Source organism: Pseudomonas sp. S2_E01 (assembly GCF_054668365.1).
This window is the reverse complement of record NZ_CP162762.1, coordinates 5,315,712-5,338,079: the sequence shown is the minus strand read 5'-3', so window position 1 is coordinate 5,338,079 and position 22,368 is coordinate 5,315,712. Positions and strand designations below refer to the sequence as shown.

The 22,368-nt window shown below is 60.2% G+C and carries 18 protein-coding genes and 1 pseudogene; 14 read left to right on the top strand and 5 right to left on the bottom strand.

Annotation, left to right across the window (positions count from 1 at the left end):
• Nucleotides 1-77 precede the first annotated feature (77 nt).
• From AB4O36_RS24570 to AB4O36_RS24550, 5 genes are all read left to right on the top strand, one after another.
• The gene (locus AB4O36_RS24570) at nt 78-2,528 is read left to right on the top strand and encodes a glycogen/starch/alpha-glucan phosphorylase (RefSeq protein WP_460140466.1); all 2,451 of its coding nucleotides are present in this window, start codon (nt 78-80) and stop codon (nt 2,526-2,528) included.
• Between the two features lie 149 nt (nt 2,529-2,677).
• Complete coding sequence (locus AB4O36_RS24565; RefSeq protein WP_460140465.1) at nt 2,678-5,893, top strand: DUF2339 domain-containing protein; 3,216 nt, start codon at nt 2,678-2,680, stop codon at nt 5,891-5,893.
• Complete coding sequence (locus AB4O36_RS24560; RefSeq protein ID WP_460140464.1) at nt 5,890-7,263, top strand: DUF3999 domain-containing protein; 1,374 nt, start codon at nt 5,890-5,892, stop codon at nt 7,261-7,263. The genes AB4O36_RS24565 and AB4O36_RS24560 overlap by 4 nt, the downstream gene beginning before the upstream one ends.
• 203 nt (nt 7,264-7,466) lie before the next feature.
• Nucleotides 7,467-8,477, top strand: coding sequence for a class 1 fructose-bisphosphatase (locus AB4O36_RS24555; RefSeq protein ID WP_460118909.1), 1,011 nt, complete (start codon nt 7,467-7,469; stop codon nt 8,475-8,477).
• A 3-nt stretch (nt 8,478-8,480) separates the two neighbouring features.
• Complete coding sequence (locus AB4O36_RS24550; protein WP_460118907.1) at nt 8,481-9,083, top strand: DUF924 family protein; 603 nt, start codon at nt 8,481-8,483, stop codon at nt 9,081-9,083.
• A 12-nt stretch (nt 9,084-9,095) separates the two neighbouring features.
• On the opposite strand, the gene AB4O36_RS24545 is transcribed toward AB4O36_RS24550, so the two are convergent.
• The 4 genes and pseudogenes from AB4O36_RS24545 to AB4O36_RS24530 form a co-directional block, all read right to left on the bottom strand.
• On the bottom strand, nt 9,096-9,428 hold the full coding sequence (locus AB4O36_RS24545) for a type II toxin-antitoxin system RelE/ParE family toxin (protein WP_460140463.1): 333 nt from the start codon (nt 9,426-9,428) through the stop codon (nt 9,096-9,098).
• Complete coding sequence (locus AB4O36_RS24540; protein ID WP_460140462.1) at nt 9,425-9,697, bottom strand: type II toxin-antitoxin system Phd/YefM family antitoxin; 273 nt, start codon at nt 9,695-9,697, stop codon at nt 9,425-9,427. Before AB4O36_RS24540 ends, AB4O36_RS24545 begins: the two co-directional genes overlap by 4 nt.
• A 205-nt stretch (nt 9,698-9,902) precedes the next feature.
• Entirely contained in the window at nt 9,903-10,667 is a 765-nt protein-coding gene (locus AB4O36_RS24535) for a methyl-accepting chemotaxis protein (RefSeq protein ID WP_460142173.1), read from the bottom strand.
• A 93-nt stretch (nt 10,668-10,760) separates the two neighbouring features.
• Nucleotides 10,761-11,795 (bottom strand): annotated as a pseudogene (locus AB4O36_RS24530) (HAMP domain-containing protein); the annotation flags it as partial.
• 282 nt (nt 11,796-12,077) lie between these two features.
• On the opposite strand from AB4O36_RS24530, the gene AB4O36_RS24525 reads away from it, so the two are divergent.
• Together AB4O36_RS24525 and AB4O36_RS24520 are read left to right on the top strand one after the other, a co-directional pair.
• Nucleotides 12,078-12,332 (top strand): hypothetical protein, encoded by a 255-nt coding sequence (locus AB4O36_RS24525; RefSeq protein WP_460118901.1) that lies wholly within the window; start codon nt 12,078-12,080, stop codon nt 12,330-12,332.
• Nucleotides 12,333-12,363: 31 nt separating this feature from the next.
• Complete coding sequence (locus AB4O36_RS24520) at nt 12,364-12,933, top strand: lipocalin family protein (RefSeq protein WP_460118899.1); 570 nt, start codon at nt 12,364-12,366, stop codon at nt 12,931-12,933.
• Between the two features lie 55 nt (nt 12,934-12,988).
• On the opposite strand, the gene AB4O36_RS24515 is transcribed toward AB4O36_RS24520, so the two are convergent.
• Complete coding sequence (locus tag AB4O36_RS24515; RefSeq protein WP_460140461.1) at nt 12,989-14,353, bottom strand: formimidoylglutamate deiminase; 1,365 nt, start codon at nt 14,351-14,353, stop codon at nt 12,989-12,991.
• A gap of 146 nt (nt 14,354-14,499) precedes the next feature.
• Here AB4O36_RS24515 and hutC point away from each other — a divergent pair, with 146 nt between their 5' ends.
• The 7 genes from hutC (at nt 14,500) to AB4O36_RS24480 (ending at nt 22,359) form a co-directional block, all read left to right on the top strand.
• Nucleotides 14,500-15,210 (top strand): histidine utilization repressor, encoded by a 711-nt coding sequence (gene hutC, locus AB4O36_RS24510; RefSeq protein WP_460126849.1) that lies wholly within the window; start codon nt 14,500-14,502, stop codon nt 15,208-15,210.
• Nucleotides 15,207-15,776, top strand: a complete 570-nt coding sequence (locus tag AB4O36_RS24505) for a HutD/Ves family protein (RefSeq protein ID WP_460118896.1) — start codon at nt 15,207-15,209, stop codon at nt 15,774-15,776. The genes hutC and AB4O36_RS24505 overlap by 4 nt, the downstream gene beginning before the upstream one ends.
• A gap of 474 nt (nt 15,777-16,250) precedes the next feature.
• Nucleotides 16,251-17,948: a urocanate hydratase gene (hutU, locus tag AB4O36_RS24500; RefSeq protein WP_460140460.1), complete on the top strand. Its 1,698-nt coding sequence runs from the start codon at nt 16,251-16,253 to the stop codon at nt 17,946-17,948.
• A gap of 151 nt (nt 17,949-18,099) precedes the next feature.
• Nucleotides 18,100-19,572, top strand: coding sequence for a purine-cytosine permease family protein (locus AB4O36_RS24495; protein ID WP_460140459.1), 1,473 nt, complete (start codon nt 18,100-18,102; stop codon nt 19,570-19,572).
• Between the two features lie 69 nt (nt 19,573-19,641).
• Complete coding sequence (locus AB4O36_RS24490; protein ID WP_460140458.1) at nt 19,642-20,610, top strand: ABC transporter substrate-binding protein; 969 nt, start codon at nt 19,642-19,644, stop codon at nt 20,608-20,610.
• Nucleotides 20,611-20,680: 70 nt separating this feature from the next.
• Nucleotides 20,681-21,532, top strand: coding sequence for an ABC transporter permease (locus AB4O36_RS24485; RefSeq protein WP_368556598.1), 852 nt, complete (start codon nt 20,681-20,683; stop codon nt 21,530-21,532).
• A complete protein-coding gene (locus AB4O36_RS24480; RefSeq protein WP_460118887.1) occupies nt 21,529-22,359 on the top strand; it encodes a quaternary amine ABC transporter ATP-binding protein in 831 nt (276 codons plus the stop codon). Before AB4O36_RS24485 ends, AB4O36_RS24480 begins: the two co-directional genes overlap by 4 nt.
• Nucleotides 22,360-22,368: the final 9 nt, after the last annotated feature.

The following is a 22,368-nucleotide window of genomic DNA, read 5'->3' as shown; positions in this document are numbered from 1 at the left end:
AAACTGCCGAACCAGAGCCTCTGCCGTCTGTCAGACCGTCTAGGCTCAACAATTCCCGCTCGCTCGAGGTCCTATCGATGACTCAAGAACCACTTGTTCGCGAAGCAGAGGTGGCCGCATTTCGCGACGCCGTCTTGACCAAGCTCACTTATGCGGTGGGCAAAGACCCGGATCACGCCTTCGACCACGACTGGTTCGAAGCCATTGCGCTGGCGGCGCGCGATCACATGGTCGAGCACTGGATGGACCACACCCGGCAGATCTACCGCAAAGGTCAGAAGCGGGTTTACTACCTCTCCCTGGAATTTCTCATCGGCCGGCTGCTCTACGACAGCCTGAGCAATCTCGGCCTGCTGGATGTCGCCCGCGAGGCCCTGACCGAACTGGGTGTCGACCTGGAGCGTATCCGCCTGCTGGAGCCCGACGCCGCATTGGGCAACGGCGGCCTTGGTCGCCTGGCGGCGTGCTTCATGGAAAGCATGTCGAGCCTGGGCATTGCCGGCCACGGCTACGGCATTCGTTACGAGCACGGTTTGTTCCGCCAGGCGATCGTCGATGGCTGGCAGCAGGAGCAGACCGAGCACTGGCTGGATTTCGGCAACCCCTGGGAGTTCGAGCGTCCAGAGGTGGTGTACCCGATTGGTTTCGGCGGCAGCGTCGAAACCGTCACTGATGAAACAGGCAAGTCCAAGCAAGTCTGGTCGCCGGGCGAGACTGTGCGCGCCATTGCCTACGACACCCCGGTGGTCGGCTGGCGTGGGGCGAGCGTTAACACCCTGCGCTTGTGGCGGGCCCGGGCCGTCGAAGACCTGCATCTGGAGCGCTTCAATGCTGGCGACCATCTGGGTGCGGTCGCTGAAGTAGCGCGTGCGGAAAGCATTTCCCGTGTGCTCTACCCGGCGGACAGCACTGAAGCTGGCCAGGAGCTGCGCCTGCGCCAGGAGTATTTCTTCGTTGCCGCTTCCCTGCAGGATCTGCTGCGGCGTCATCGCAACATGCACACCTCGGTGCTGACCCTGGGCGATCATGCGTCGATCCAGCTCAACGACACGCACCCCTCGATTGCCGTGGCCGAGCTGATGCGTCAGTTGGTGGATGTCTATGATGTCGCCTGGGATGCTGCATGGCAGGTGACCGTCGACACGCTTTCCTACACCAACCACACACTTCTTCCGGAAGCACTGGAAACCTGGCCGGTCGGCCTGATGGAGCGCATGCTGCCACGGCACATGCAGATCATTTACCTGATCAACGCCCAGCACATCGACTCGCTGCGTGCCAAGGGCATCCATGATTTCGACGTGTTGCGCGCGGTGTCGCTGATCGAGGAAGACAACGGTCGGCGCGTTCGCATGGGCAACCTTGCGTTTCTCGGCTCCCACAGCGTCAACGGGGTGTCCGGTCTGCACACGCAGTTGATGCGCAAAACCGTGTTTTCCGAGCTGCATAAACTCTATCCGACGCGGATCAACAACAAGACCAACGGCATCACCTTCCGCCGCTGGCTCTATCAGGCCAACTCGGAACTGACGTCGATGCTGGTCGATGCGCTTGGCGCGGACCTGCTCGATCACCCGGAAGAACGCTTGCAGGACCTGGAGCCGTTCGCCGAGAAGTCGGCATTTCGCAAGGCTTTCGCCGAACAGCGCCTGCACAGCAAAAAAGCCCTGGCGTACCTTATTCACGAGCGGTTAGGGGTAGCAATCAATCCGGCGGCGATGTTCGACGTGCAGGTCAAACGCATTCACGAATACAAACGTCAGTTGCTCAATCTGTTGCACACCGTCGCGCTGTATCAGGCCATTCGCGCCGAGCCGGAAGTCGACTGGGTGCCCCGAGTGAAGATCTTTGCTGGCAAGGCAGCGGCCAGTTATCACCAGGCCAAACTGATTATCAAACTGACCAACGACATCGCCCGGGTGGTCAACAACGACCCAACCGTGCGCGGCTTGCTCAAGGTGGTATTCCTGCCCAACTACAACGTCAGCCTGGCAGAAAGCATCATTCCGGCGGCGGATTTGTCGGAGCAGATTTCCACCGCCGGTTTCGAAGCGTCCGGGACCAGCAACATGAAATTTGGCCTCAACGGCGCGCTGACCATCGGCACGCTGGACGGTGCCAACGTGGAGATGTGCGAGCGCATCGGTGCCGAGCATATGTTCATCTTCGGCCTCAGCGCGCAGCAAGTGGAGGCGCGCAAGCAGAATCACGAGTTCAACGCCACGCCGGATATTGCCGCGTCCCATCGCTTGGGTGATGTGCTGCAAGCGATTCGCGGCGGTGTGTTCTCGCCGGATGATCCGTCGCGTTATACCGGGTTGATTGATTCGTTGATTGAGCATGACCGCTTCCTGGTCTGCGCGGACTTCGATGCCTACTGGGATGCGCAAATGCGTGTTGAAGCCCATTGGCATGACACCAATGCCTGGTGGCGTTCGGCAGTGTTGAACACCGCGCGGATGGGCTGGTTCTCTTCCGATCGGACCATTCGCGAGTACGCCACGGACATTTGGAAAGCCCTGGAGTAACTTTGAGCAATAATTGCGAGGCAGGCCCGGTGGTCAACGGGCCTGATCGATATACTAGGCAGCGGTTAAACCGGGCGGCAGGCTAGACTCTGGCCAATGCCACTTCGCCCGGATTCGCCCCACATCGGGGCTGCTTAGGGATATCGACCATGCAATGGATGTTCATGTTGATTGGGCTTGTGCTGGGCTGGATGCTCGACGAGTCGTTCAGTGACGCGCTATTGGGCGCGCTGTTCGGGTTGGGAATTGGCCAGGCCATTCGTATCGCCCGTCTGGGCTCGCAAGCCGCTGAACAGCGCGTGCTGTTGGAGCAGGCGCAGGCAGCGTTGAATGCGGTTCAACAACGTCTGGCGGTGCTGGAAACCACGGGTGTCGAAGTGCCGCAGCCAGCGGTTGATCAACCCTTGGCCAGGGAGTCGAATTTTTCCCTTGAGCTCTCGCTTGAAGAAGCATCCGTCGCGACACCTGAATTGGTGTGGGAGCTTCCGCCTGAGCCTGAGCCTGAGCCCCTATCACAACCTCGTCAGCCACTGTCCGACGATGCCTGGACAGCCGAGCCACCCGTGCGCGAGCCTGTCGCTGACCGTGGTCCGAACGTCATCGAGCGTGCCCTTGCCGGTGCGCGTAATTGGTTGCTGGGCGGTAATACAGTGCTGCGCGTTGGCGTGGTTCTGTTGTTTTTCGGCCTGGCGTTTCTGTTGCGTTACGCCACTGAAGGCATGGTGGTGCCGCTTGAGCTGCGTTACGCCGGGGTAGCGGCCGCCGCATTGGCCTTGCTCGGGCTGGGTTGGTGGCTGCGCCAACGCAATCGCAACTATGCGTTGATGCTGCAAGGCACCGGGATTGGCGTGTTGTACCTGACGGTGTTTGCCGCGATGCGCCTGCACCCGTTGCTGGACCCCACCGCAGCGCTCGGCCTGCTGGTGGCGGTGACGGTGTTCTCGGCTATTTTGGCCATCACCCAGGATTCCCTGGCGCTGGCCTGCGCCGCTGCACTGGGCGGTTTCGCCGCGCCGATCCTCACGTCCACCGGCGCTGGCAGCCATGTCGCGCTGTTCAGTTATTTCGCCCTGCTCAACGCCGGCATCCTTGGCATTGCCTGGTTCAAGGCGTGGCGCCCCCTCAACGTGATCGGCTTTGTCGGCACCTTTGGCATCGGCTTCACCTGGGGCCTGCGGTCCTATACACCGGAACTGTTGTGGAGCACCGAACCGTTCCTGATCCTGTTTTTCCTCATGTACCTGGCCATCGGCCTGTTGTTCGCGCGGCGCAAGTTACGGGAAATGGGCGACGCACCGGAAGACGATAACCGCGAGGCGCTGCTGCATTGGTCGGCGCGCAGAGGCGACTATGTCGACGGCACGCTGCTGTTTGGTCCACCGCTGGTGGGCTTCGGCTTACAGTTCGCATTGGTGCAGCATCTGCCTTTCGCCGCCGCATTCAGCGCTTTGGCGCTCGGCGTTGTGTACATGGCGTTGACGCGGGCGTTGTTCAGCGGGCGCACGATGCTGTTGGGGGAAACCTGCCTCGCGCTGGGCGTGATTTTCACCAGCCTGGCGATTCCGCTGGGGCTCGATGCGCGCTGGACGACCGCCGCCTGGGCCGTTGAAGGTGCGGGTATCTTCTGGCTCGGCCTGCGGCAGAAACGGTCATTGGCCCGCGCCTTCGCGTTGCTGCTGCAAGTGGGCGCGGCGCTGGCGTTCGTCGGCGAACTGCGGGCCGGCGACTTCAGCCTGGTTTCAGGTGCACCGCTGGGCGCGTTGCTGCTCGGCGTGGCCTTGTTGTTCAGCTTCTACCATTTGCGCAAGGCCCCGCCAGATGTTGCCTCGTCCTGGGAGCGTCGGGCACTGCCGGTGTTAGCATGTCTGGGGCTGGCCTTTCTCTATCTGCTGGCGCCTTTGTTCTTTCTCGTATACGGCACCGCGATCGCCTGGGCGCTGGCCGGTACGGCGACGATATTTATGGGGCTGCATCTGCAATCTCGCACCTTCGCGCTCAGCGGGTTTGCCGTGCAGTTGCTGGGTGGTGGGTTGTTCCTGGTGGCTGGCTCGGACTTTCTCGCATCGCTGTCCAGCGAAGGCGTGCGGCCGTTGGCGCATTACCGATTCTGGACGCCTTTGGTGTTGGGTCTGGCAGGTTTACTCGGGGCCTGGCGCTTGCAGCAAGACCGTCCGGTTGCGCTGTTGAACCAGCGTCTGTCCGATGGGCTGCTGGTCTGGGGCGCGACTTGGTGGGCACTGGCATGGGGCAGCGAAGTACTGCGGTTCGCCTCATTCGAGGCCCAAACCGTCTTGTTGCTGACGGTGGCGGCGTTGAACGCAGCCCTGTGGACGGTGTTGGCGGTGCGCCTGAAGTGGCCGGCGCTGGGTTTGCTCTGCACGGCGCTGATACCGACGGCAGGATGGGTGTTGCTCGCCGCGTGGCACTCGCGTTATCACCCGGCAGCCAACTTCGGCTGGCTGGCCTGGGCGGCGGTGTTCGTCGTGCACTTGATCTCGTTGCGCCGATTGGCGCCGATGCTCTCGGTGCGGGTCTTGAGCGTTGCCCACGTGCTCGGTTGCTGGTTGTTGATCGGCGTGCTGGCGCTGGAATTGCGTTTCGGTATGTTGCTGCTTTCCGAGCAGTACAACGCCTGGCGCTGGCTGGGTTGGGCGATTCTGCCGAGCCTGTACCTGGTGTTGATGGCCAGTCCCCGCAACTGGCCTTGGCCGGTGGCTGCATATCCGCGTGAGTACAGGCTTTATGCGGCGGCGCCGCTGGCATTGCTGATGCTCGGTTGGTTCTGGCTGGCGAACTGCTTCAGCAGCGGCGCTGCCGATCCGTTGCCCTACGTGCCGTTGCTCAATCCTCTGGAGTTGGGTCTGCTGTTTTCGTTGTTCGGCATTTATGTGTGGGCCCGCAGTGCGGCGACGCAATGTGCTCTGAACAAGGACGTTATTGATCGCGCCACGCAACTGACCGTTGGCATCTTGCTGTTCGCGTTTTTCACCGCACTGGTGAACCGCACCGCGCACCATTGGGGTGGCGTCCCGTTCGAGCTGGATTCGCTGCTTGCGTCGATGCAGGTACAGGCTGGCCTGTCGATCATCTGGACCCTGATGGCCCTGAGCCTGATGATCGGCGGCCACCTGCGCCGACGTCGCGAGGTCTGGTTGATTGGTGCGGCGTTGATCGGCGTGGTGGTCGCGAAACTGTTCTTTGTCGAATTGAGCAACCGTGGCGGGCTTGCCCGGATCGTCTCGTTCATCGGCGTCGGTGTATTGCTGTTGGTCGTGGGCTATTTCGCCCCGTTGCCGCCCAAACGTGCCGAGGCTGCGCCGGACCCTGAAAAACCTGCCCCGCAAACCGAAGGAGTGTCGTCTTGAGTCAGAAGTTGAACCGGGTCTGGTCAGGCGCTTTTGCCATGGGGCTCGCTTTTTCGGTCAACGCGCTGGAACAGCCGTCGGACTTTGCCACGCAGTTACCCTTGACGCTGAGCGGCGAGGGCCCGTGGTATCGCCTCGAATTGCCTCTGGCCGTGCAACTGAGCGCGCGGCAGACCGACCTGAGCGACGTGCGGGTGTTCAACGCGAACGGCGAGCCACAGGCCTATGCGCTGGCGCGGGAAAACGCCCAGGCAGGGGAAACCCGTCTCTTGACCGACGTGAAGTGGTTTCCGTTGTACAACGATGCGGACGACAACGAGCGCGCGCCGAGTGTGCGGGTGCAATCGAATGCCAATGGCGCGTTGGTCGAGGTGCAGCCATCGAGTCAGCTGGAAGCCGGTGAAGAAGTGCTGCGCGGCTGGCTGCTCGATGCCAGTGCGATCAAGGCGCCGTTGCAGCAGTTGATCCTTGACTGGACCAGCGAGCGCGACGGTTTCCAGCGTTTCAGCATTGAAGCCAGCGACGACCTGCAGCATTGGCAGTCCTGGGGTGAGGGGCAGGTGGCGCGGCTGACGTTTGCTGACGAGCGGGTCGAGCAGCATGAAGTGGGTTTGCCGGGGCAATCGGCGCGTTACCTGCGCCTGTTGTGGAGCACGCCGAGTTCGGCACCCACGCTGACCTCGGCGCAATTGCAAAGCGCAACCTCGCGCAGCCTGTCGTTGCCGTTGATGTGGTCGCAGTCCTTGGCGGGCACCCGCGAGAAGGCCGGCGAATACACTTGGCAATTGCCGGTGGGCGTGAATGTCGAACGCTTGCAGGTCGAGCTGGACCAGCCGAACAGCTTGGCGCCGGCGACCCTGGCCGGACGGCTGGACAGTCGGCGGCCATGGCAGCCGCTTGGCGGTGGCTTGCTCTATCGCCTGACGCAGAACGGCCAGGAGGTGGTGCAGAACGAATTGCAGTTGCCGGGGCGAACCGTACAGCAGTTGAAATTGACGGTGGACGAGCGGGGCGGTGGCCTCGGTGAACAGGCGCCGAAGGTGAAATTTGCCGTACGCGCCACGCAACTGGTGTTCCTCGCCCGTGGTGCCGGGCCTTATACCCTGGCGGTGGGTAACGCGACGGCGAAGACGGCGAACCTGCCGTTGACCACGCTGATTCCCGATTACAGTGCGGCGAAGTGGGCAGCGCTGGGGCGGGCGACGGTGGATGCCGAGGTGGTGAGCACACCCGCCTCAACGGCTGTGGGCGCGGCGACCTCGAACACCGATTGGAAGAAATTCGGTTTGTGGGCAGTGTTGCTGCTCAGCGTGTTGTTCCTGGGGGCGATGGCGTTCAGTTTGTTGCGCAAGCCTCCGGCCAGTTCTTAAAGTCGGTGCTGCACACCGATCGCGGGCAAGCCCGCTCCTACAGCGATGAGGGCATATCGGCCAGTGAAAATGCCGGATTCGAACTACGCTAAACCCCGCGCATGAACTCTATTGGGCGTATCACGTCTGATAGGAGGAAATGCGCCTCGACTCGCGCTAAACTGCGCGGGTTTTTAGCCCCCCCCCATTCTCCGGAGCCGTCCATGTCCCGCGTTACCCTGAGTCGCTATTTGATTGAGCAGACCCGCAGCAACAACACTCCTGCCGATCTGCGCTTCCTGATCGAAGTGGTGGCGCGTGCCTGCAAGGAGATCAGCCACGCCGTGTCCAAAGGCGCCCTGGGTGGTGTTCTAGGTAGCATGGGCACTGAAAACGTCCAAGGCGAAGTGCAGAAAAAACTCGATGTGATCTCCAACGAGATCCTGCTCGAAGCCAACGAATGGGGCGGTCACCTGGCCGGCATGGCGTCCGAAGAAATGGACAATGCCTACCAGATCCCTGGCAAATACCCGAAAGGCGCCTACCTGCTGGTGTTCGACCCGCTGGACGGTTCGTCGAACATCGACATCAACGCTCCGGTCGGCACCATCTTCTCGGTTTTGCGTTGCCCGAGCGAATACCTGAGCCAAAACGAAGCCTTGAATGAAAAGGCCTTCTTGCAGCCAGGCACCCAGCAGGTCGCTGCCGGCTACGCGATCTATGGTCCGCAGACCATGCTGGTGCTGACCTTGGGCGATGGCGTGAAGGGCTTCACCCTGGACCGTGAAATGGGCAGCTTCGTCCTGACCCACGAAAACATCACCATTCCTGAGTCCACCCAGGAATTTGCCATCAACATGTCCAACCAGCGTCACTGGGAAGCCCCCGTGCAACGCTACGTCGACGAGTTGCTGGCGGGCGAAGAAGGTCCTCTGAAGAAAAACTACAACATGCGCTGGGTGGCCGCGATGGTGGCGGACGTGCACCGCATCCTGACCCGTGGTGGCCTGTTCATGTACCCACGTGACAGCCGCGAGCCATCCAAGCCAGGCAAACTGCGCCTGATGTACGAAGCCAACCCGATGTCTTTCCTGGTCGAGCAGGCCGGTGGTGCATCCACCAACGGCCACCAGCGCATCCTCGACATCCAGCCGGAAGGCCTGCACCAGCGTTGCGCGGTGTTCCTGGGCTCGAAAGAAGAAGTGGCCCGCGCCACGGCCTACCACAAGGAATAACCCGTGACCGCGCCCTGGCAGCCGTTGCTCGAATGGTGGTTCGGGACATCCGAATCAGCAAAGGAAGTGGCGGCGCAGAAGGGCGGGTTGTGGTTCGGCAAGCGCGACAGCCAGGACCTCGAGGCGCGTGAGCGTTTCGGGGAACGGGTGGAGCAGGCACTGGCCGGCGGATTGACTGAATGGGCGCAACGCCCTGAAGGTTGGCTGGCCCTGGTGCTGTTGCTCGATCAATTGCCGCGCATGCTGTTTCGCGAGACCCCCAAAGCCTTTTCCGGTGACAGCAGAGCCCAGGCTCTGGTGGCGCAAGGTATCGCTGCGGATTTAGACCGGCAATTGCTGCCGATCCAGCGGGTGTTCATCTACCTGGTATTGGAACACTGCGAACACCTGGCGGTGCAGAACGAGTGCATCTCGCGTTACATCGACCTGATGGAGCAACAGCCGGAAAGTGATCGAGCGTTGTTTGCCGACTACCTGGGCTATGCCGAGAAGCATCAGAAGGTGATCGCGCAGTTTGGGCGGTTTCCTCATCGCAATGAGGTGCTGGGACGCGAATCTACGGCTGAGGAGTTGCTGTTTTTAAATAAGCCAGGTTCGCGCTTTTAAGGTTCTTCAGCTTCACGCATTCCCTTGAACAAGCCGTTTCAGCAACAATGCAAGCAGGCTTTTTCGGGTATCGACAATGATGTGAACGAAGACTGTCTGTCCGCGAACCTCATAAATCACTCGATTCATTCCAACAAGAATTTGTCGGTACTGACTGAGATTGAGCTTGTCGATTTCTTCGGGGGTCGACCCTGCATAGGGTTGTTCTCCCAGGTTGCGAATAGCGGTCTTCAGGTTGGCAAAAGTGTTCTGCCAAGTCTGATTCGAGAGCTGTCGGGTGAGGTAGGTACGAAGCTCTTTGAGGTCTGTTTCGGCTGACTGAAGAATGACGACCTTTAAACTCATTGATTGTCAGCCCTGTCGAGGTCAGTGAAGACATCCTCGGCATCACGGAAGTTGCCCTGCTCTATCTCCCGATTACCCATCGCCAGGAGTTTGAGCAGTGCCATCGTTTCTTCTTGCTCCTCAAAGCTTTTTACATCCATGACCACCAGTTTCGCTTCACCGTTTTGGGTGATTACCAGAGGCTCGCGGCTCTCCGTGATTGTTTTGACTATCTCGGCAGCATGGCTTTTAAGGTAGCTGATCGGCTTGATTTGGGATGAGAGTTTCATGAAATGAAGTGCTCGGAGGAATAGATAGGACTGAGTTTAGTCCTAATTCAGTCCTGCGTCAGGCTGAGCTGATCAATGAGCGTCTGAATTACTTGATGTCGCCGATAGCGCAATCGCGAGCAAGTCATATTGTCTCACCGCCACTCCCACAGGGATCACATCGAACCTGTGGGAGCCTGCTCGCGATTGCGTCGGTGGTCGCGCCCTAGATCCGGAAGCTACCCACCAGATGCTTCAACCGAGCTGCCTGCTGCTCCAGATCCGCGCAGGCGCGCAGTGTCGCCTGCAGGTTCTCGACACCTTCCTGGTTCAGCGTGTTGATCTCGTTGATGTCGACGTTGATCGACTCCACAACGGCGGTCTGTTCTTCGGTCGCGGTGGCGACTGACTGGTTCATTCCGTCGATTTCACCGATGCGCTGGGTCACGCTGCCCAGGCGCTCGCCGGCCTGGTTGGCAATGCCGACGCTGCTCTCGCTCTGACGCTGGCTGTCGGTCATCGTGCTGACCGCTTCGCGGGCGCCGATTTGCAGTTCTTCGATCATCTTCTGCACTTGCTGCGCCGAATCCTGAGTGCGGTGCGCCAGGTTGCGCACTTCGTCGGCGACCACGGCAAAGCCACGACCCGCTTCACCGGCACGGGCGGCTTCGATGGCCGCGTTCAGCGCCAGCAGGTTGGTCTGCTGAGAGATGCTGGTGATCACTTCCAGAATCTGTCCGATGTTCACGGTGTTGCTGTTGAGCGTCTCGATGTTGCCGCAGGAATCACTGATCTTCGCCGACAGCTGATGCATGGCGCTGATGGTTTTTTCCACGGTTTGCTGGCCGTCTTCTGCCAGCGCGCGGGCATCGCTGGAGTGCTGCGAGGCGAGGGCGGCGTTTTGGGCGATTTCCTGTGCGGCAGCGCCGAGCTGGTTGATCGCCGCCGCGACGCTGTTGGTGCGCGAGGCCTGCTGGTCGGAGTTGAACATCGACGAGTTGGAGGCCGCCACGACCCGCAACGCCACTTCGTTGACCTGGCCGGTGGCCGATGACACTTCGCGGATCGAGGTGTGGATGCGCTCGACGAAGCGGTTGAACGACAACCCCAGCGCGCCGAACTCGTCATGGCCGTGAATGGTCAGGCGTTTGGTCAGGTCGCCTTCGCCTTCGGCGATGTCATGCATGGCGCGGCCCATGGTCAGCAGCGGTTGCATCAGAAAGCTGATCAGTATGCCCAGCAAGGTGATGATGATCACCACGGCGATCACCATGGCGATGAACGCCGAGGTGCGGAACTCGCTGAGCATTGCGAACGCTGTGTCCTGGTCGAGTACCAAGGCTACGTACCAGTCAGCCGAGGGTACGCCGTTGACGTGGGTGAAGGAGATGAACTGGCGCTTGCCGTCGATCTCGACTTCTTTCATGCCTGGGCTGACCTTTGGCGTGTCGTTGGGATAGGCCTCGGCCAGGCTCTTGAGCACCAGCTTGCTGTCCGGGTGAATGAGAATCTTGCCGTCGGCGCCGACGATGAACGCGTGGCCATGGCCGCCGAAGTTCAGCGAGTTGATGATCGCGCTGACGCTGGACAGGTCGATGTCGGCGCCAGCGACGCCGATCATCTGGCCTTGGCGCTGCACCGGAGTGGCGACGGTAATCACAAGCTTGCCGGAGGAAGCGGCAATGTAGGGTTCGGTCACGATGGTCTGTTGTGCGGTGTTGGCCGCCTTGTACCAACCACGGGCGCGGGGGTCGTAATCTGCCGCACGGTTACCCGCCGGGACCGAGAACATCACGCCATCGGTGCCGCCGAAGTAACTGAGTTGAAAGTTGCCAGTGTAGGCGGGCAGGTCGATCACGCGCTTCAGGCTGCTCAATGCGCTGCCGTCGGCGGAAACCTGCTGCGACATCGATTGCAGCAACTGGATGCGGCTTTCCAGCCAGGTCTGGATGTTACTGGTGGTCAGGCTGCCGAGTTCCTGCATCGATGTTTCAGTGCTGCTGCGCAGGGTCTGGCGCTGTCGGTAGTCGTTGAACAGGATGAAACAGGCAAATGCGACGGCCACCACGAGGGCAGCAGCCAACAGAATTTTGTGGCTGAACTTGATGTTTCTGGTCATTAAATGAACTACCGCAGAAGGGCTGGTCAACGAGGGCGCCAATGTGCCACAAAATGGTGCGTGGCGTTGGTCATTATGTCGACTCAAAGGCGCCAAAGATTAGGCGCATTTGGCCAAAGCCGACGAAATGCACAACGGCGGCGCAAAGTGGCTGATTTTTCGGACAAAGGCAGACGAGCGGCCCGATAAATAGACGGGGGATGAGGGAACCAGACAACGATTTTCACTTCTAAGCTTCTGCTTGGCAATCTGCCATTCCCCCTACGCTCCAGGAGTTTCACCATGTCGTTGCGCTCCGTCGCCCTGCTTTCGTTCTGCGTGTTGTTGGTCGCGTGCGGCAAGGTCAATCAGGAAAACTACTCCAAATTGTCGACAGGCATGCCCAAGGCTGAGGTAGAAACCTTGCTGGGCAAGCCTACCGACTGTTCAGGCGCATTTGGTCTGTCCAGTTGCACCTGGGGCGACAAGAACAGCTTTATCAGCGTGCAGTACGCCGGTGACAAAGTGATGATGTTTTCCGGCCAAGGCCTGAAGTAATCCGGGGCGCTGTGCCCGCGGGAGAAAAACAATGAAGCAGTTTTTGATCCTCCTTTTTGCCAGCCTGGTATTGGCTGGCTGCGCGACCTCTGGTGAAGATCCGCTGGCGCCGAAAACCGTCAATAGCGTCAATCTGAAGAAGTACCAGGGGACCTGGTACGAGTTGGCGCGTCTGCCGATGTACTTCCAGCGCAACTGCGCACAATCGGAAGCGCATTACACCCTCAAGCCCGACGGCAATATCCTGGTGCTCAATCGTTGCCTGACCGCGGACTGGCAATGGGAAGAAGCCAAGGGTACGGCTTATCCACAGGTGCCCGGCAAGACCGACAAGCTGTGGGTCGAGTTCGATAACTGGTTTTCTCGGCTGATCCCGGGTGTGGCGAAGGGCGAATATTGGGTGTTGTTCGTCAGCGATGACTACAAGACGGCCATCGTCGGCGATCCGAGCCGGCGTTACCTGTGGTTGCTGTCGCGGACCCCGACGGTCAACGGGGTGGTCCGTGAGGAATTGCTCAGCAAGGCACGCCAGCAGGGTTACGACACTACGCGGCTGATCTGGCGGGCAACGGATACGCAGATGGCGAAGACGTCGAACTAACTGTAATTGCCCTGTAGGAGCGAGCATGCTCGCTCCTACAGGCGTAGTTTTTTTGTCAGCTGAGTAGTTCACGCAAAACTTGGGCAAACGCCCGACTACTTTCCTCTTCCCCCGCATGCCGTCCCTCGCGCACGACCCACTGGCCATTGACCAGCACATCGCGTACCTGTCGGTCGCCGCCGGCGAATAGCCAGCGATTGAGAATCCCGTCGCCGCTTGCTGTCGCCAGGTACGGATCGTTGCCGTCCAGCACCAGCCAATCCGCACGCTTTCCCACTTCCAGGGCGCCAATCGGTTGCCCCAACGCCTGGGCACCGCCTTCCAGCGCCGCGTCGTAGAGCGTGCGACCGACCATCGGCTGATCCGCGCCATACAAGCGGTTACGCCGCTGATCGCGCAGACGCTGGCCATATTCCAGCCAGCGTAATTCTTCCACCACGCTCAACGACACGTGGCTGTCGGAACCAATGCCCATGCGCCCGCCCTGGGCGAGGAAATCCACCGCCGGGAAAATCCCGTCGCCAAGGTTGGCTTCAGTGGTCAGGCACAGGCCGGCGATGGCGCGACTGCGGGCCATCAGCGAGACCTCTTCCGGGTTGGCGTGGGTGGCGTGAACCAGGCACCAGCGCTGATCGACCTCGACGTTCTCATACAGCCATTGCAGGGGGCGACGGCCGCTCCAGTTCAGGCAGTCATCGACTTCCTTCTGCTGCTCGGCGATGTGAATGTGCACCGGGCATCGCTGGTCGCTGGCGGCCAGCACTTCGCTGATTTGCTGTGGGGTCACGGCGCGCAGCGAGTGGAAGCACAGGCCCAGCGACTGGGCCTTCTGTTGGGCCAGAAGAGGTTGCAGTCGCGATTGCAGGTTCAGGTAGTTTTCGGTGCTGTTGATAAAGCGTCGTTGGCCATCGTTGGGCGCCTGGCCACCGAAACCTGAATGGCTGTAGAGCACGGGCAGCAGAGTCAGGCCGATGCCCGCGGCGCTGGCGGCCTGGCTGATGCGCAGCGCCAGTTCGGCCGGGTCCGCATAGGGATGGCCATCGATGTCATGGTGCACGTAATGAAATTCGGCGACCGAGGTGTAGCCGGCCTTGAGCATTTCGATGTACAGCTGACGGGCAATCACGCCAAGTTGTTCGGGGCTGATTTTTCCGACGAGGCGATACATCAGGTCGCGCCAGGTCCAGAAGCTGTCATTCGGATTACCCGCCACTTCCGCCAGCCCGGCCATCGCCCGCTGAAAGGCGTGGGAATGCAGGTTGGGCATGCCCGGTAACAGCGGGCCGCTCAGCCTTTCGGCGCCATCTGCATTGGAATCGGCCTGGATTTGGGTCAGCACGCCGTCGGCGCTGACCTCAAGACGTACATTGTTGGCCCATCCACTAGGCAGCAGCGCGCGTTCGGCAAAGAAGGCGGACATGGTTCATCACCCCATCGTGTGTTATTTGTATATACATATACAGACGTTTGCCTGCCCGGTAAACTCCGGCAAGCTAGCAACCTATATCAAATGAACAGGGATCAACCGTGCCGACTCCGCCTCCAGTCTCTCCGTTGGCCGCGAACATGGGCGACAGTCCGGCGCCTTTGTACGCTCGCGTCAAACAGATGATTACCCAGCAAATCGACAGCGGTGCCTGGCCGCCTCACTATCGCGTTCCGTCGGAAAGTGAGCTGGTCAGCCAACTTGGCTTCAGCCGCATGACCATCAACCGGGCATTGCGCGAGATGACCGCCGACGGCCTGCTGGTGCGCATGCAAGGCGTCGGCACGTTCGTCGCCGAACCGAAAAGCCAGTCCGCCCTCTTTGAAGTGCACAACATCGCTGACGAAATCGCCTCCCGTGGCCATCGCCACACTTGCACGGTCATCACCCTGGAAGAAGAGGCGGCCGGGTCCGAGCGCGCCGTGGCCCTGGACATGCGCGAGGGGCAGAAGGTCTTTCATTCGCTGATCGTGCATTTCGAAAATGATATTCCGGTACAAATCGAAGACCGTTTCGTCAACGCGCTGGTGGCCCCGGAATACCTGAAGCAGGATTTCACCCTGCAAACGCCTTATGCCTACCTCAGCCAGGTTGCGCCGCTGACCGAAGGCGAGCACGTGGTCGAAGCGATCCTGGCCGAGGCATCGGAGTGCAAGTTGTTGCAGATCGAAAAGGGCGAGCCGTGCCTGTTGATTCGTCGTCGCACCTGGTCCGGTCGTCAGCCCGTGACCGCAGCCCGTTTGATCCACCCCGGTTCCCGTCATCGTCTCGAAGGTCGGTTTCACAAATGAATCAGCTCAAGGTTCTACGCGCCACGGATTACCCGCGCATGCCGTGGAAAAACGGCGGTGGCAGCACTGAAGAAATTACCCGCGACGCCGGCACTGGACTGGATGGTTTTGGCTGGCGCCTCTCCATAGCCGACATTAGCGAGTCGGGTGGGTTTTCCATGTTTGCCGGTTACGAGCGCATCATCACCGTGTTGCAGGGCGACGGTATGGTCTTGTCGGTGGATGGCCAGGACACGCGGTCACTGTTACCGATCGATCCGTTCGCCTTCAGTGGTGAGAGTCATGTTTCCTGCACCTTGCTGGGTGGAGCGATCCGCGATTTCAACCTGATCTATGCACCAAAGCGTTACCGCGCGCGGTTGCAGTGGCTGGACGGGGAGCAGCGGTTTTTCAGCGAAGCCGGCACCGTGCTGGTGTTCAGTGTCAGCGAAGTGCTCGAGGTGAAGGTCGGTAACACGGTTTCGCAACTGGCGCGACATGATTGCCTGCAACTGGACGGTAACAGCGATTTGCTGGAAATCTCGAGCCAGGGTGCCTGCTGCGTTATCGAACTGACCGCACGCTAAAACCACATCCCCCCTGTAGGAGCGAGCATGCTCGCGATGGAGTCGCAGGCACCGCGGGGTCTCAGGTAGCCAGCGTCATCGTTGACGACCATCGCGAGCATGCTCGCTCCTACAGTGAAGCAAGACCGTTTCCTGTTGCGCACCACTTTGTTACCGAACGCCCCATCACAGCGCAAAACCCCGCTCCCGTAACAAACCCCACCTCCTGCAAAAATTCCCCCCGGAAAATTTCATCTACGCCAGACCCCTTGATCCAGGCGCTCTCCAGCTTTTTCCGAATTTTTCTCGAATGCCCATTCAACAAGTTGGCCGCTTGATTGCATATGCTTGTATGTACAAGTAAAGACGTATGCGTATGAGTCCAATGAGACTCCTCGCAACGTCCACCTGATTCGCCTGTGGCGCAACGATGCGCACAGGCTGGCTTACCCACTGCCAGGGTTGGTTTGGATTGATCGCTGAGGAGTCTTTTTCGTGACTGACAACAAAACTACCACCGCCTCTTCTACTAAGCACCGTGACGTTGAAATCCGTGCCCCGCGCGGCAACAAGCTGACCGCCAAGAGCTGGCTGACCGAAGCGCCGCTGCGCATGCTGATGAACAACCTCGACCCGCAAGTGGCCGAGAACCCTAAAGAATTGGTGGTGTACGGTGGTATTGGCCGGGCAGCACGTAACTGGGAATGCTACGACAAGATAGTCGAGAGCCTGACCAACCTGAATGACGACGAGACCCTGCTGGTGCAATCCGGCAAGCCGGTCGGCGTGTTCAAGACCCACAGCAACGCCCCACGCGTATTGATCGCCAATTCCAACCTGGTGCCCCACTGGGCGACTTGGGAGCACTTCAACGAACTCGACGCCAAAGGCCTGGCCATGTACGGCCAGATGACCGCCGGGAGCTGGATCTACATTGGCAGCCAGGGCATCGTTCAGGGCACCTACGAAACCTTCGTCGAAGCCGGTCGCCAGCACTACAACGACGACCTGACCGGCAAGTGGGTCCTGACCGCTGGCCTGGGCGGCATGGGCGGCGCCCAGCCGCTGGCCGCGACCTTGGCCGGTGCCTGCTCGCTGAACATCGAATGCCAGCAGATCAGCATCGATTTCCGCCTGAAAACCCGCTACGTCGACGAGCAAGCCAAAGACCTCGACGACGCCCTGGCGCGCATTGCCAAGTACACCGCCGAAGGCAAGGCGATCTCTATCGCCCTGTGCGGGAACGCCGCTGAAATCCTTCCGGAGCTGGTACGTCGGGGCGTGCGTCCTGACATGGTCACCGACCAGACCAGCGCCCACGACCCGCTCAACGGCTACCTGCCGGCCGGCTGGACCTGGGACGAATACCGCGCTCGCGCCAAGACCGAGCCAGCTGCCGTGGTCAAGGCCGCCAAGCAATCGATGGCCGTACACGTCAAGGCGATGCTGGACTTCCAGAAAATGGGCGTACCGACTTTCGACTACGGCAACAACATCCGTCAGATGGCCCAGGAAGAAGGCGTGGAAAACGCTTTCGACTTCCCAGGTTTCGTCCCTGCTTACATCCGTCCGCTGTTCTGCCGCGGTATCGGTCCGTTCCGTTGGGCTGCTCTGTCGGGCGACCCACAGGACATCTACAAAACCGACGCCAAGGTCAAGGAACTGATCCCGGACGACGCCCACCTGCACAACTGGCTGGACATGGCGCGTGAGCGCATCAGCTTCCAGGGTCTGCCGGCGCGTATCTGCTGGGTTGGCCTGGGCCTGCGCGCCAAGCTCGGCCTGGCATTCAACGAAATGGTACGCAGCGGCGAGCTGTCGGCGCCTATCGTCATCGGTCGTGACCATCTGGACTCCGGTTCGGTGGCGAGCCCGAACCGCGAAACCGAGTCGATGCAGGACGGTTCCGATGCCGTGTCCGACTGGCCACTGCTCAACGCCCTGCTCAACACCGCGAGCGGCGCGACCTGGGTTTCCCTGCACCACGGCGGCGGCGTCGGCATGGGCTTCTCCCAGCATTCGGGCATGGTGATTGTCTGCGACGGGACTGACGAAGCGGCCGAGCGTATCGCTCGCGTCTTGCACAACGACCCAGCGACCGGCGTCATGCGTCATGCCGATGCCGGTTACCAGATCGCCATCGACTGCGCCAAGGAACAAGGGCTGAACCTGCCGATGATTACCGGCAAGTAAACGCAACACCGCTTCCCTGTAGGAGCGAGCTTGCTCGCGAGAGCGTCGGCACATCCAGCATGAATGTGACTGATCTACCGTCATCGCGAGCAAGCTCGCTCCTACAGGGGGGCGAAAGCCAACTCCCATAACAATCCACAGAGGTTGAATCATGGCTGTCAAAGACGCACGTGCAGGCAACAAACCGTTGATCGAGAAACGCTCGATTGACTACATCCCGGAAGCGGAAAGACACGGTCGTCTCTTCAGCCAGTTCACCTTGTGGATGGGGGCCAATCTGCAGATCACCGCGATTGTCACCGGGGCCCTGGCCGTGGTGCTGGGCGGTGATGTGTTCTGGTCGTTGATCGGCTTGTTTATCGGTCAGTTGCTCGGCGGCGGGGTGATGGCGTTGCACGCGGCGCAAGGGCCCAAGTTGGGCCTGCCGCAGATGATCTCCAGCCGGGTGCAGTTCGGTGTTTATGGCGCGGCTATCCCGATTGTCCTGGTTTGCCTGATGTACCTGGGCTTCACCGCGACGGGCACAGTGCTGTCCGGCCAGGCGCTGGGTCAGTTGTTCGGGGTCAGCGACACCCTCGGTATTCTCATCTTCGCCAGTGTCATCGTGCTGGTGACGGTGCTTGGCTATCGGGTGATCCATTTTATTGGCCGCGTCGCCAGCATCATTGGCGTGATTGCCTTCGTTTACCTGTTCAGCCGCCTGATGACCCAGACGGATGTGGGCGCGCTGTTGCAGATTCGCCATTTCAGCTGGAGCAGTTTCCTGCTGGCGGTGTCGCTCGCGGCCTCCTGGCAGATCGCCTTTGGTCCCTATGTGGCTGACTACTCGCGATACCTGCCGAGCAATACGTCTTCGGTGAAAACCTTCTTCGCCGCCGGCGCAGGTTCGGTGATCGGCGCACAAGTGGCGATGATTCTCGGTGTGTTTGCCGCCGCCTCCGCCAATGGCCAATACGCCGGGCATGAAGTGGCCTACATCGTGGGTTTCGCCGGCAGTGGTGCGACCGCTGCGCTGCTGTACTTCAGCATTGCGTTCGGCAAGGTCACCATTTCCACGCTTAACTCGTACGGCAGCTTCATGTGCATTGCGACCATCATCAGCGGCTTCCGCGGCCGCCTGGAAGTGACCCGCTTGCAGCGTTTGGTTTTTGTCCTGGTAATTGTCGGTGCGGCAACCCTGATCGCATTGCTCGGTCAGCACTCGTTCCTGGGGGCGTTCAAGTCCTTCATCCTGTTCCTGCTGGCGTTCTTCACGCCATGGAGCGCAATCAACCTGGTGGACTACTACTGCATCACCCGCGAGCGCTATGACGTACCGGCGCTGGCTGATCCCAATGGTCGTTACGGCCGCTGGAACATGCTGGGCATCAGCATCTACGTGTTCGGCGTACTGGTGCAGTTACCGTTCATCTCCACCAAGTTCTACACCGGTCCGCTGGTAGCGGCGCTGGGTGACGTGGATATTTCCTGGATTATCGGCCTGGTGCTGCCTGCTGCGCTTTACTACGTATGCGCAAAAAAATGGCACGGTTCGGTACCTGATCAACTGATTCTGCCGGTCGAGCAGGACAGCGTCGTACAACCAAAAACAAGCGGGAATGGTCGCGCTGCGGCGCAGGCCTGATTGGACGTGGACAGGGCTGGATGCCTCTTGACTGCCGTAAGCCAATTCATGATTAGGAGCGTCACAACAATGAAATCGAACAAGACCCTGCTGACCACATTGCTTTCCATGGGCCTGTTGGCCAGTGCAGGCGCCACCCAGGCAGCCGGTTGGTGCGAGTCAGGCAAGCCTGTGAAATTCGCAGGACTGAACTGGGAAAGCGGCATGCTGCTGACCGACGTCCTGCAAGTGGTGCTGGAAAAAGGCTACGGCTGCAAGACTGACAGCCTGCCGGGCAACTCCATCACCATGGAAAACGCCCTGAGCAGCAACGACATCCAAGTGTTTGCCGAAGAATGGGTCGGTCGCAGCGAGGTCTGGAACAAGGCCGAAAAGGCCGGCAAGGTGGTGGGTGTCGGCGGCCCGATCCTGGGAGCGGTCGAGGGTTGGTACGTGCCTCGCTATGTGATCGAAGGTGATGCCAAACGCAAACTGGAACCCAAGGCACCAGACCTGAAAAACATCGCTGACCTGTCCAAGTACTCGGCGGTGTTCAAAGATGCCGAAGAGCCGACCAAGGGGCGTTTTTACAACTGTCCGGCCGGTTGGACCTGCGAGCTGGACAACAGCGAAATGCTGAAAAGCTACGGCCTGGAAAGCACCTACACCAACTTCCGCCCTGGCACCGGCCCGGCGCTGGATGCAGCCGTACTGTCGAGCTACAAGCGTGGCGAGCCGATCCTGTTCTACTACTGGTCGCCGACTCCGCTCATGGGCCAGGTCGACGTAGTCAAACTCGAAGAAAAACCAGGCGTAGACAAGACCGTGACCATCAAGGTCGGCCTGTCCAAGACCTTCCACGACGAGGCGCCGGAGCTGGTGGCCGTGCTGGAAAAGGTCAACCTGCCGATCGACCTGCTGAACCAGAACCTGGGCCGCATGGCGAAGGAACGTATCGAGTCGCCAAAACTGGCGAAAATCTTCCTCAAGGAACATCCTGAAGTCTGGCATCAGTGGGTCAGCGAAGACGCTGCCAAGAAAATCGATGCGGCTTTGTAGGTCGAGCTTCTCCGGCTGCTGGCAACGGCAGCCGGACGCTTGATCGCAACCCCTTGATTGAGAGTCTCTTATGTTTCCCGAAAGCTTTACCTTTTCCATCGCCGACTGGGTCAACGGTTGGGTCGATTCGCTGGTCACCAACTATGGCGACGTGTTCCGGCACATCTCCGACACCCTGTTGTGGGCCATCGTCAATCTTGAAGGGCTGCTGCGTGCGGCGCCCTGGTGGCTGATGTTGGCCATCGTCGCGGGTGTGGCCTGGCATGCGACCCGTAAAGTGGTGACCACTGCGGTCATCGTCGGCCTGTTGTTCCTGGTGGGCGCGGTCGGGCTCTGGGACAAGCTGATGCAAACCCTGGCGCTGATGCTGGTGGCGACGATCATTTCGGTGCTGATCGGCGTGCCCCTGGGGATTCTATCGGCGCGCAGCAATCGCCTGCGTTCGGTGCTGATGCCGCTGCTGGACATCATGCAGACCATGCCAAGCTTCGTGTACCTGATCCCGGTATTGATGCTGTTCGGCCTGGGCAAGGTGCCGGCGATTTTCGCCACGGTGATCTATGCCGCTCCACCGTTGATCCGACTGACTGATCTGGGTATCCGCCAGGTCGACGGAGAAGTGATGGAGGCGATCAACGCCTTCGGTGCCAACCGCTGGCAACAACTGTTCGGCGTGCAACTGCCGCTGGCCCTGCCGAGCATCATGGCCGGGATCAACCAGACGACCATGATGGCGCTGTCGATGGTCGTGATCGCCTCGATGATCGGTGCACGTGGTTTGGGTGAAGACGTGCTGGTGGGCATCCAGACCCTCAACGTCGGCCGTGGCCTGGAAGCGGGTCTGGCGATCGTGATTCTGGCCGTGGTGATCGACCGCATTACGCAGGCGTATGGTCGTGCGCGGCATGAGGTGAGCAAATGAACAATGCAAGCGTAAGCAAGATCGAAGTCAAAAACGTCTTCAAGATTTTCGGCAACCGCGCCAAGGATGCGCTGGGCCTTATCGGCCAAGGCAAGACCAAGGACCAGGTGCTGGCCGAAACCGGTTGTGTGGTCGGCGTGAATGACCTGTCGCTGAGCATCGGCAGCGGCGAGATCTTCGTGATCATGGGCCTGTCGGGTTCCGGAAAGTCGACACTCGTGCGCCATTTCAATCGTCTGATCGACCCTACCAGTGGCGCGATTCTGGTGGATGGCGAAGACATCCTGCAGTACGACATGGAAGCCCTGCGCGAATTTCGCCGGCGCAAGATCAGCATGGTGTTCCAGAGCTTCGGCCTGCTGCCGCACAAGACCGTGATGGAGAACGTCGCCTACGGCCTGAAAGTGCGTGGCGAGAGCAAGCAGATGTGCTCGGAGCGTGCGCTGCACTGGATCAACACCGTGGGCCTCAAAGGCTACGAAAACAAATTTCCGCACCAGCTCTCTGGCGGCATGCGTCAACGTGTTGGCCTGGCCCGTGCCCTGGCGGCCGACACTGACATCATCCTGATGGACGAAGCCTTCAGCGCCCTCGATCCACTGATCCGCGCCGAGATGCAGGACCAATTGCTGGAGCTGCAAAAGACCCTGCACAAGACCATCGTTTTCATCACTCACGACCTTGATGAGGCTGTGCGCATCGGCAACCGCATCGCGATCCTCAAGGACGGACGCCTGATCCAGGTCGGTACGCCGCGCGAGATTCTGCATTCGCCAGCGGATGAGTATGTCGACCGATTCGTGCAGCGGCGGGCGGCGGTGGTTTGAGAAACTTGC

Coding starts and splice junctions, on each gene's coding strand:
- AB4O36_RS24490 (WP_460140458.1), top strand. CDS start 19,642: ATGAAATCGAACAAGACCCTGCTGACCACATTGCTTTCCATGGGCCTG.
- hutC (WP_460126849.1), top strand. CDS start 14,500: ATGGGCGACAGTCCGGCGCCTTTGTACGCTCGCGTCAAACAGATGATT.
- AB4O36_RS24485 (WP_368556598.1), top strand. CDS start 20,681: ATGTTTCCCGAAAGCTTTACCTTTTCCATCGCCGACTGGGTCAACGGT.
- AB4O36_RS24480 (WP_460118887.1), top strand. CDS start 21,529: ATGAACAATGCAAGCGTAAGCAAGATCGAAGTCAAAAACGTCTTCAAG.
- AB4O36_RS24515 (WP_460140461.1), bottom strand. CDS start 14,353: ATGTCCGCCTTCTTTGCCGAACGCGCGCTGCTGCCTAGTGGATGGGCC.
- AB4O36_RS24525 (WP_460118901.1), top strand. CDS start 12,078: ATGTCGTTGCGCTCCGTCGCCCTGCTTTCGTTCTGCGTGTTGTTGGTC.
- AB4O36_RS24565 (WP_460140465.1), top strand. CDS start 2,678: ATGCAATGGATGTTCATGTTGATTGGGCTTGTGCTGGGCTGGATGCTC.
- AB4O36_RS24535 (WP_460142173.1), bottom strand. CDS start 10,667: ATGTTCAACTCCGACCAGCAGGCCTCGCGCACCAACAGCGTCGCGGCG.
- AB4O36_RS24545 (WP_460140463.1), bottom strand. CDS start 9,428: ATGAGTTTAAAGGTCGTCATTCTTCAGTCAGCCGAAACAGACCTCAAA.
- AB4O36_RS24555 (WP_460118909.1), top strand. CDS start 7,467: ATGTCCCGCGTTACCCTGAGTCGCTATTTGATTGAGCAGACCCGCAGC.
- AB4O36_RS24520 (WP_460118899.1), top strand. CDS start 12,364: ATGAAGCAGTTTTTGATCCTCCTTTTTGCCAGCCTGGTATTGGCTGGC.
- AB4O36_RS24505 (WP_460118896.1), top strand. CDS start 15,207: ATGAATCAGCTCAAGGTTCTACGCGCCACGGATTACCCGCGCATGCCG.
- AB4O36_RS24540 (WP_460140462.1), bottom strand. CDS start 9,697: ATGAAACTCTCATCCCAAATCAAGCCGATCAGCTACCTTAAAAGCCAT.
- AB4O36_RS24495 (WP_460140459.1), top strand. CDS start 18,100: ATGGCTGTCAAAGACGCACGTGCAGGCAACAAACCGTTGATCGAGAAA.
- AB4O36_RS24570 (WP_460140466.1), top strand. CDS start 78: ATGACTCAAGAACCACTTGTTCGCGAAGCAGAGGTGGCCGCATTTCGC.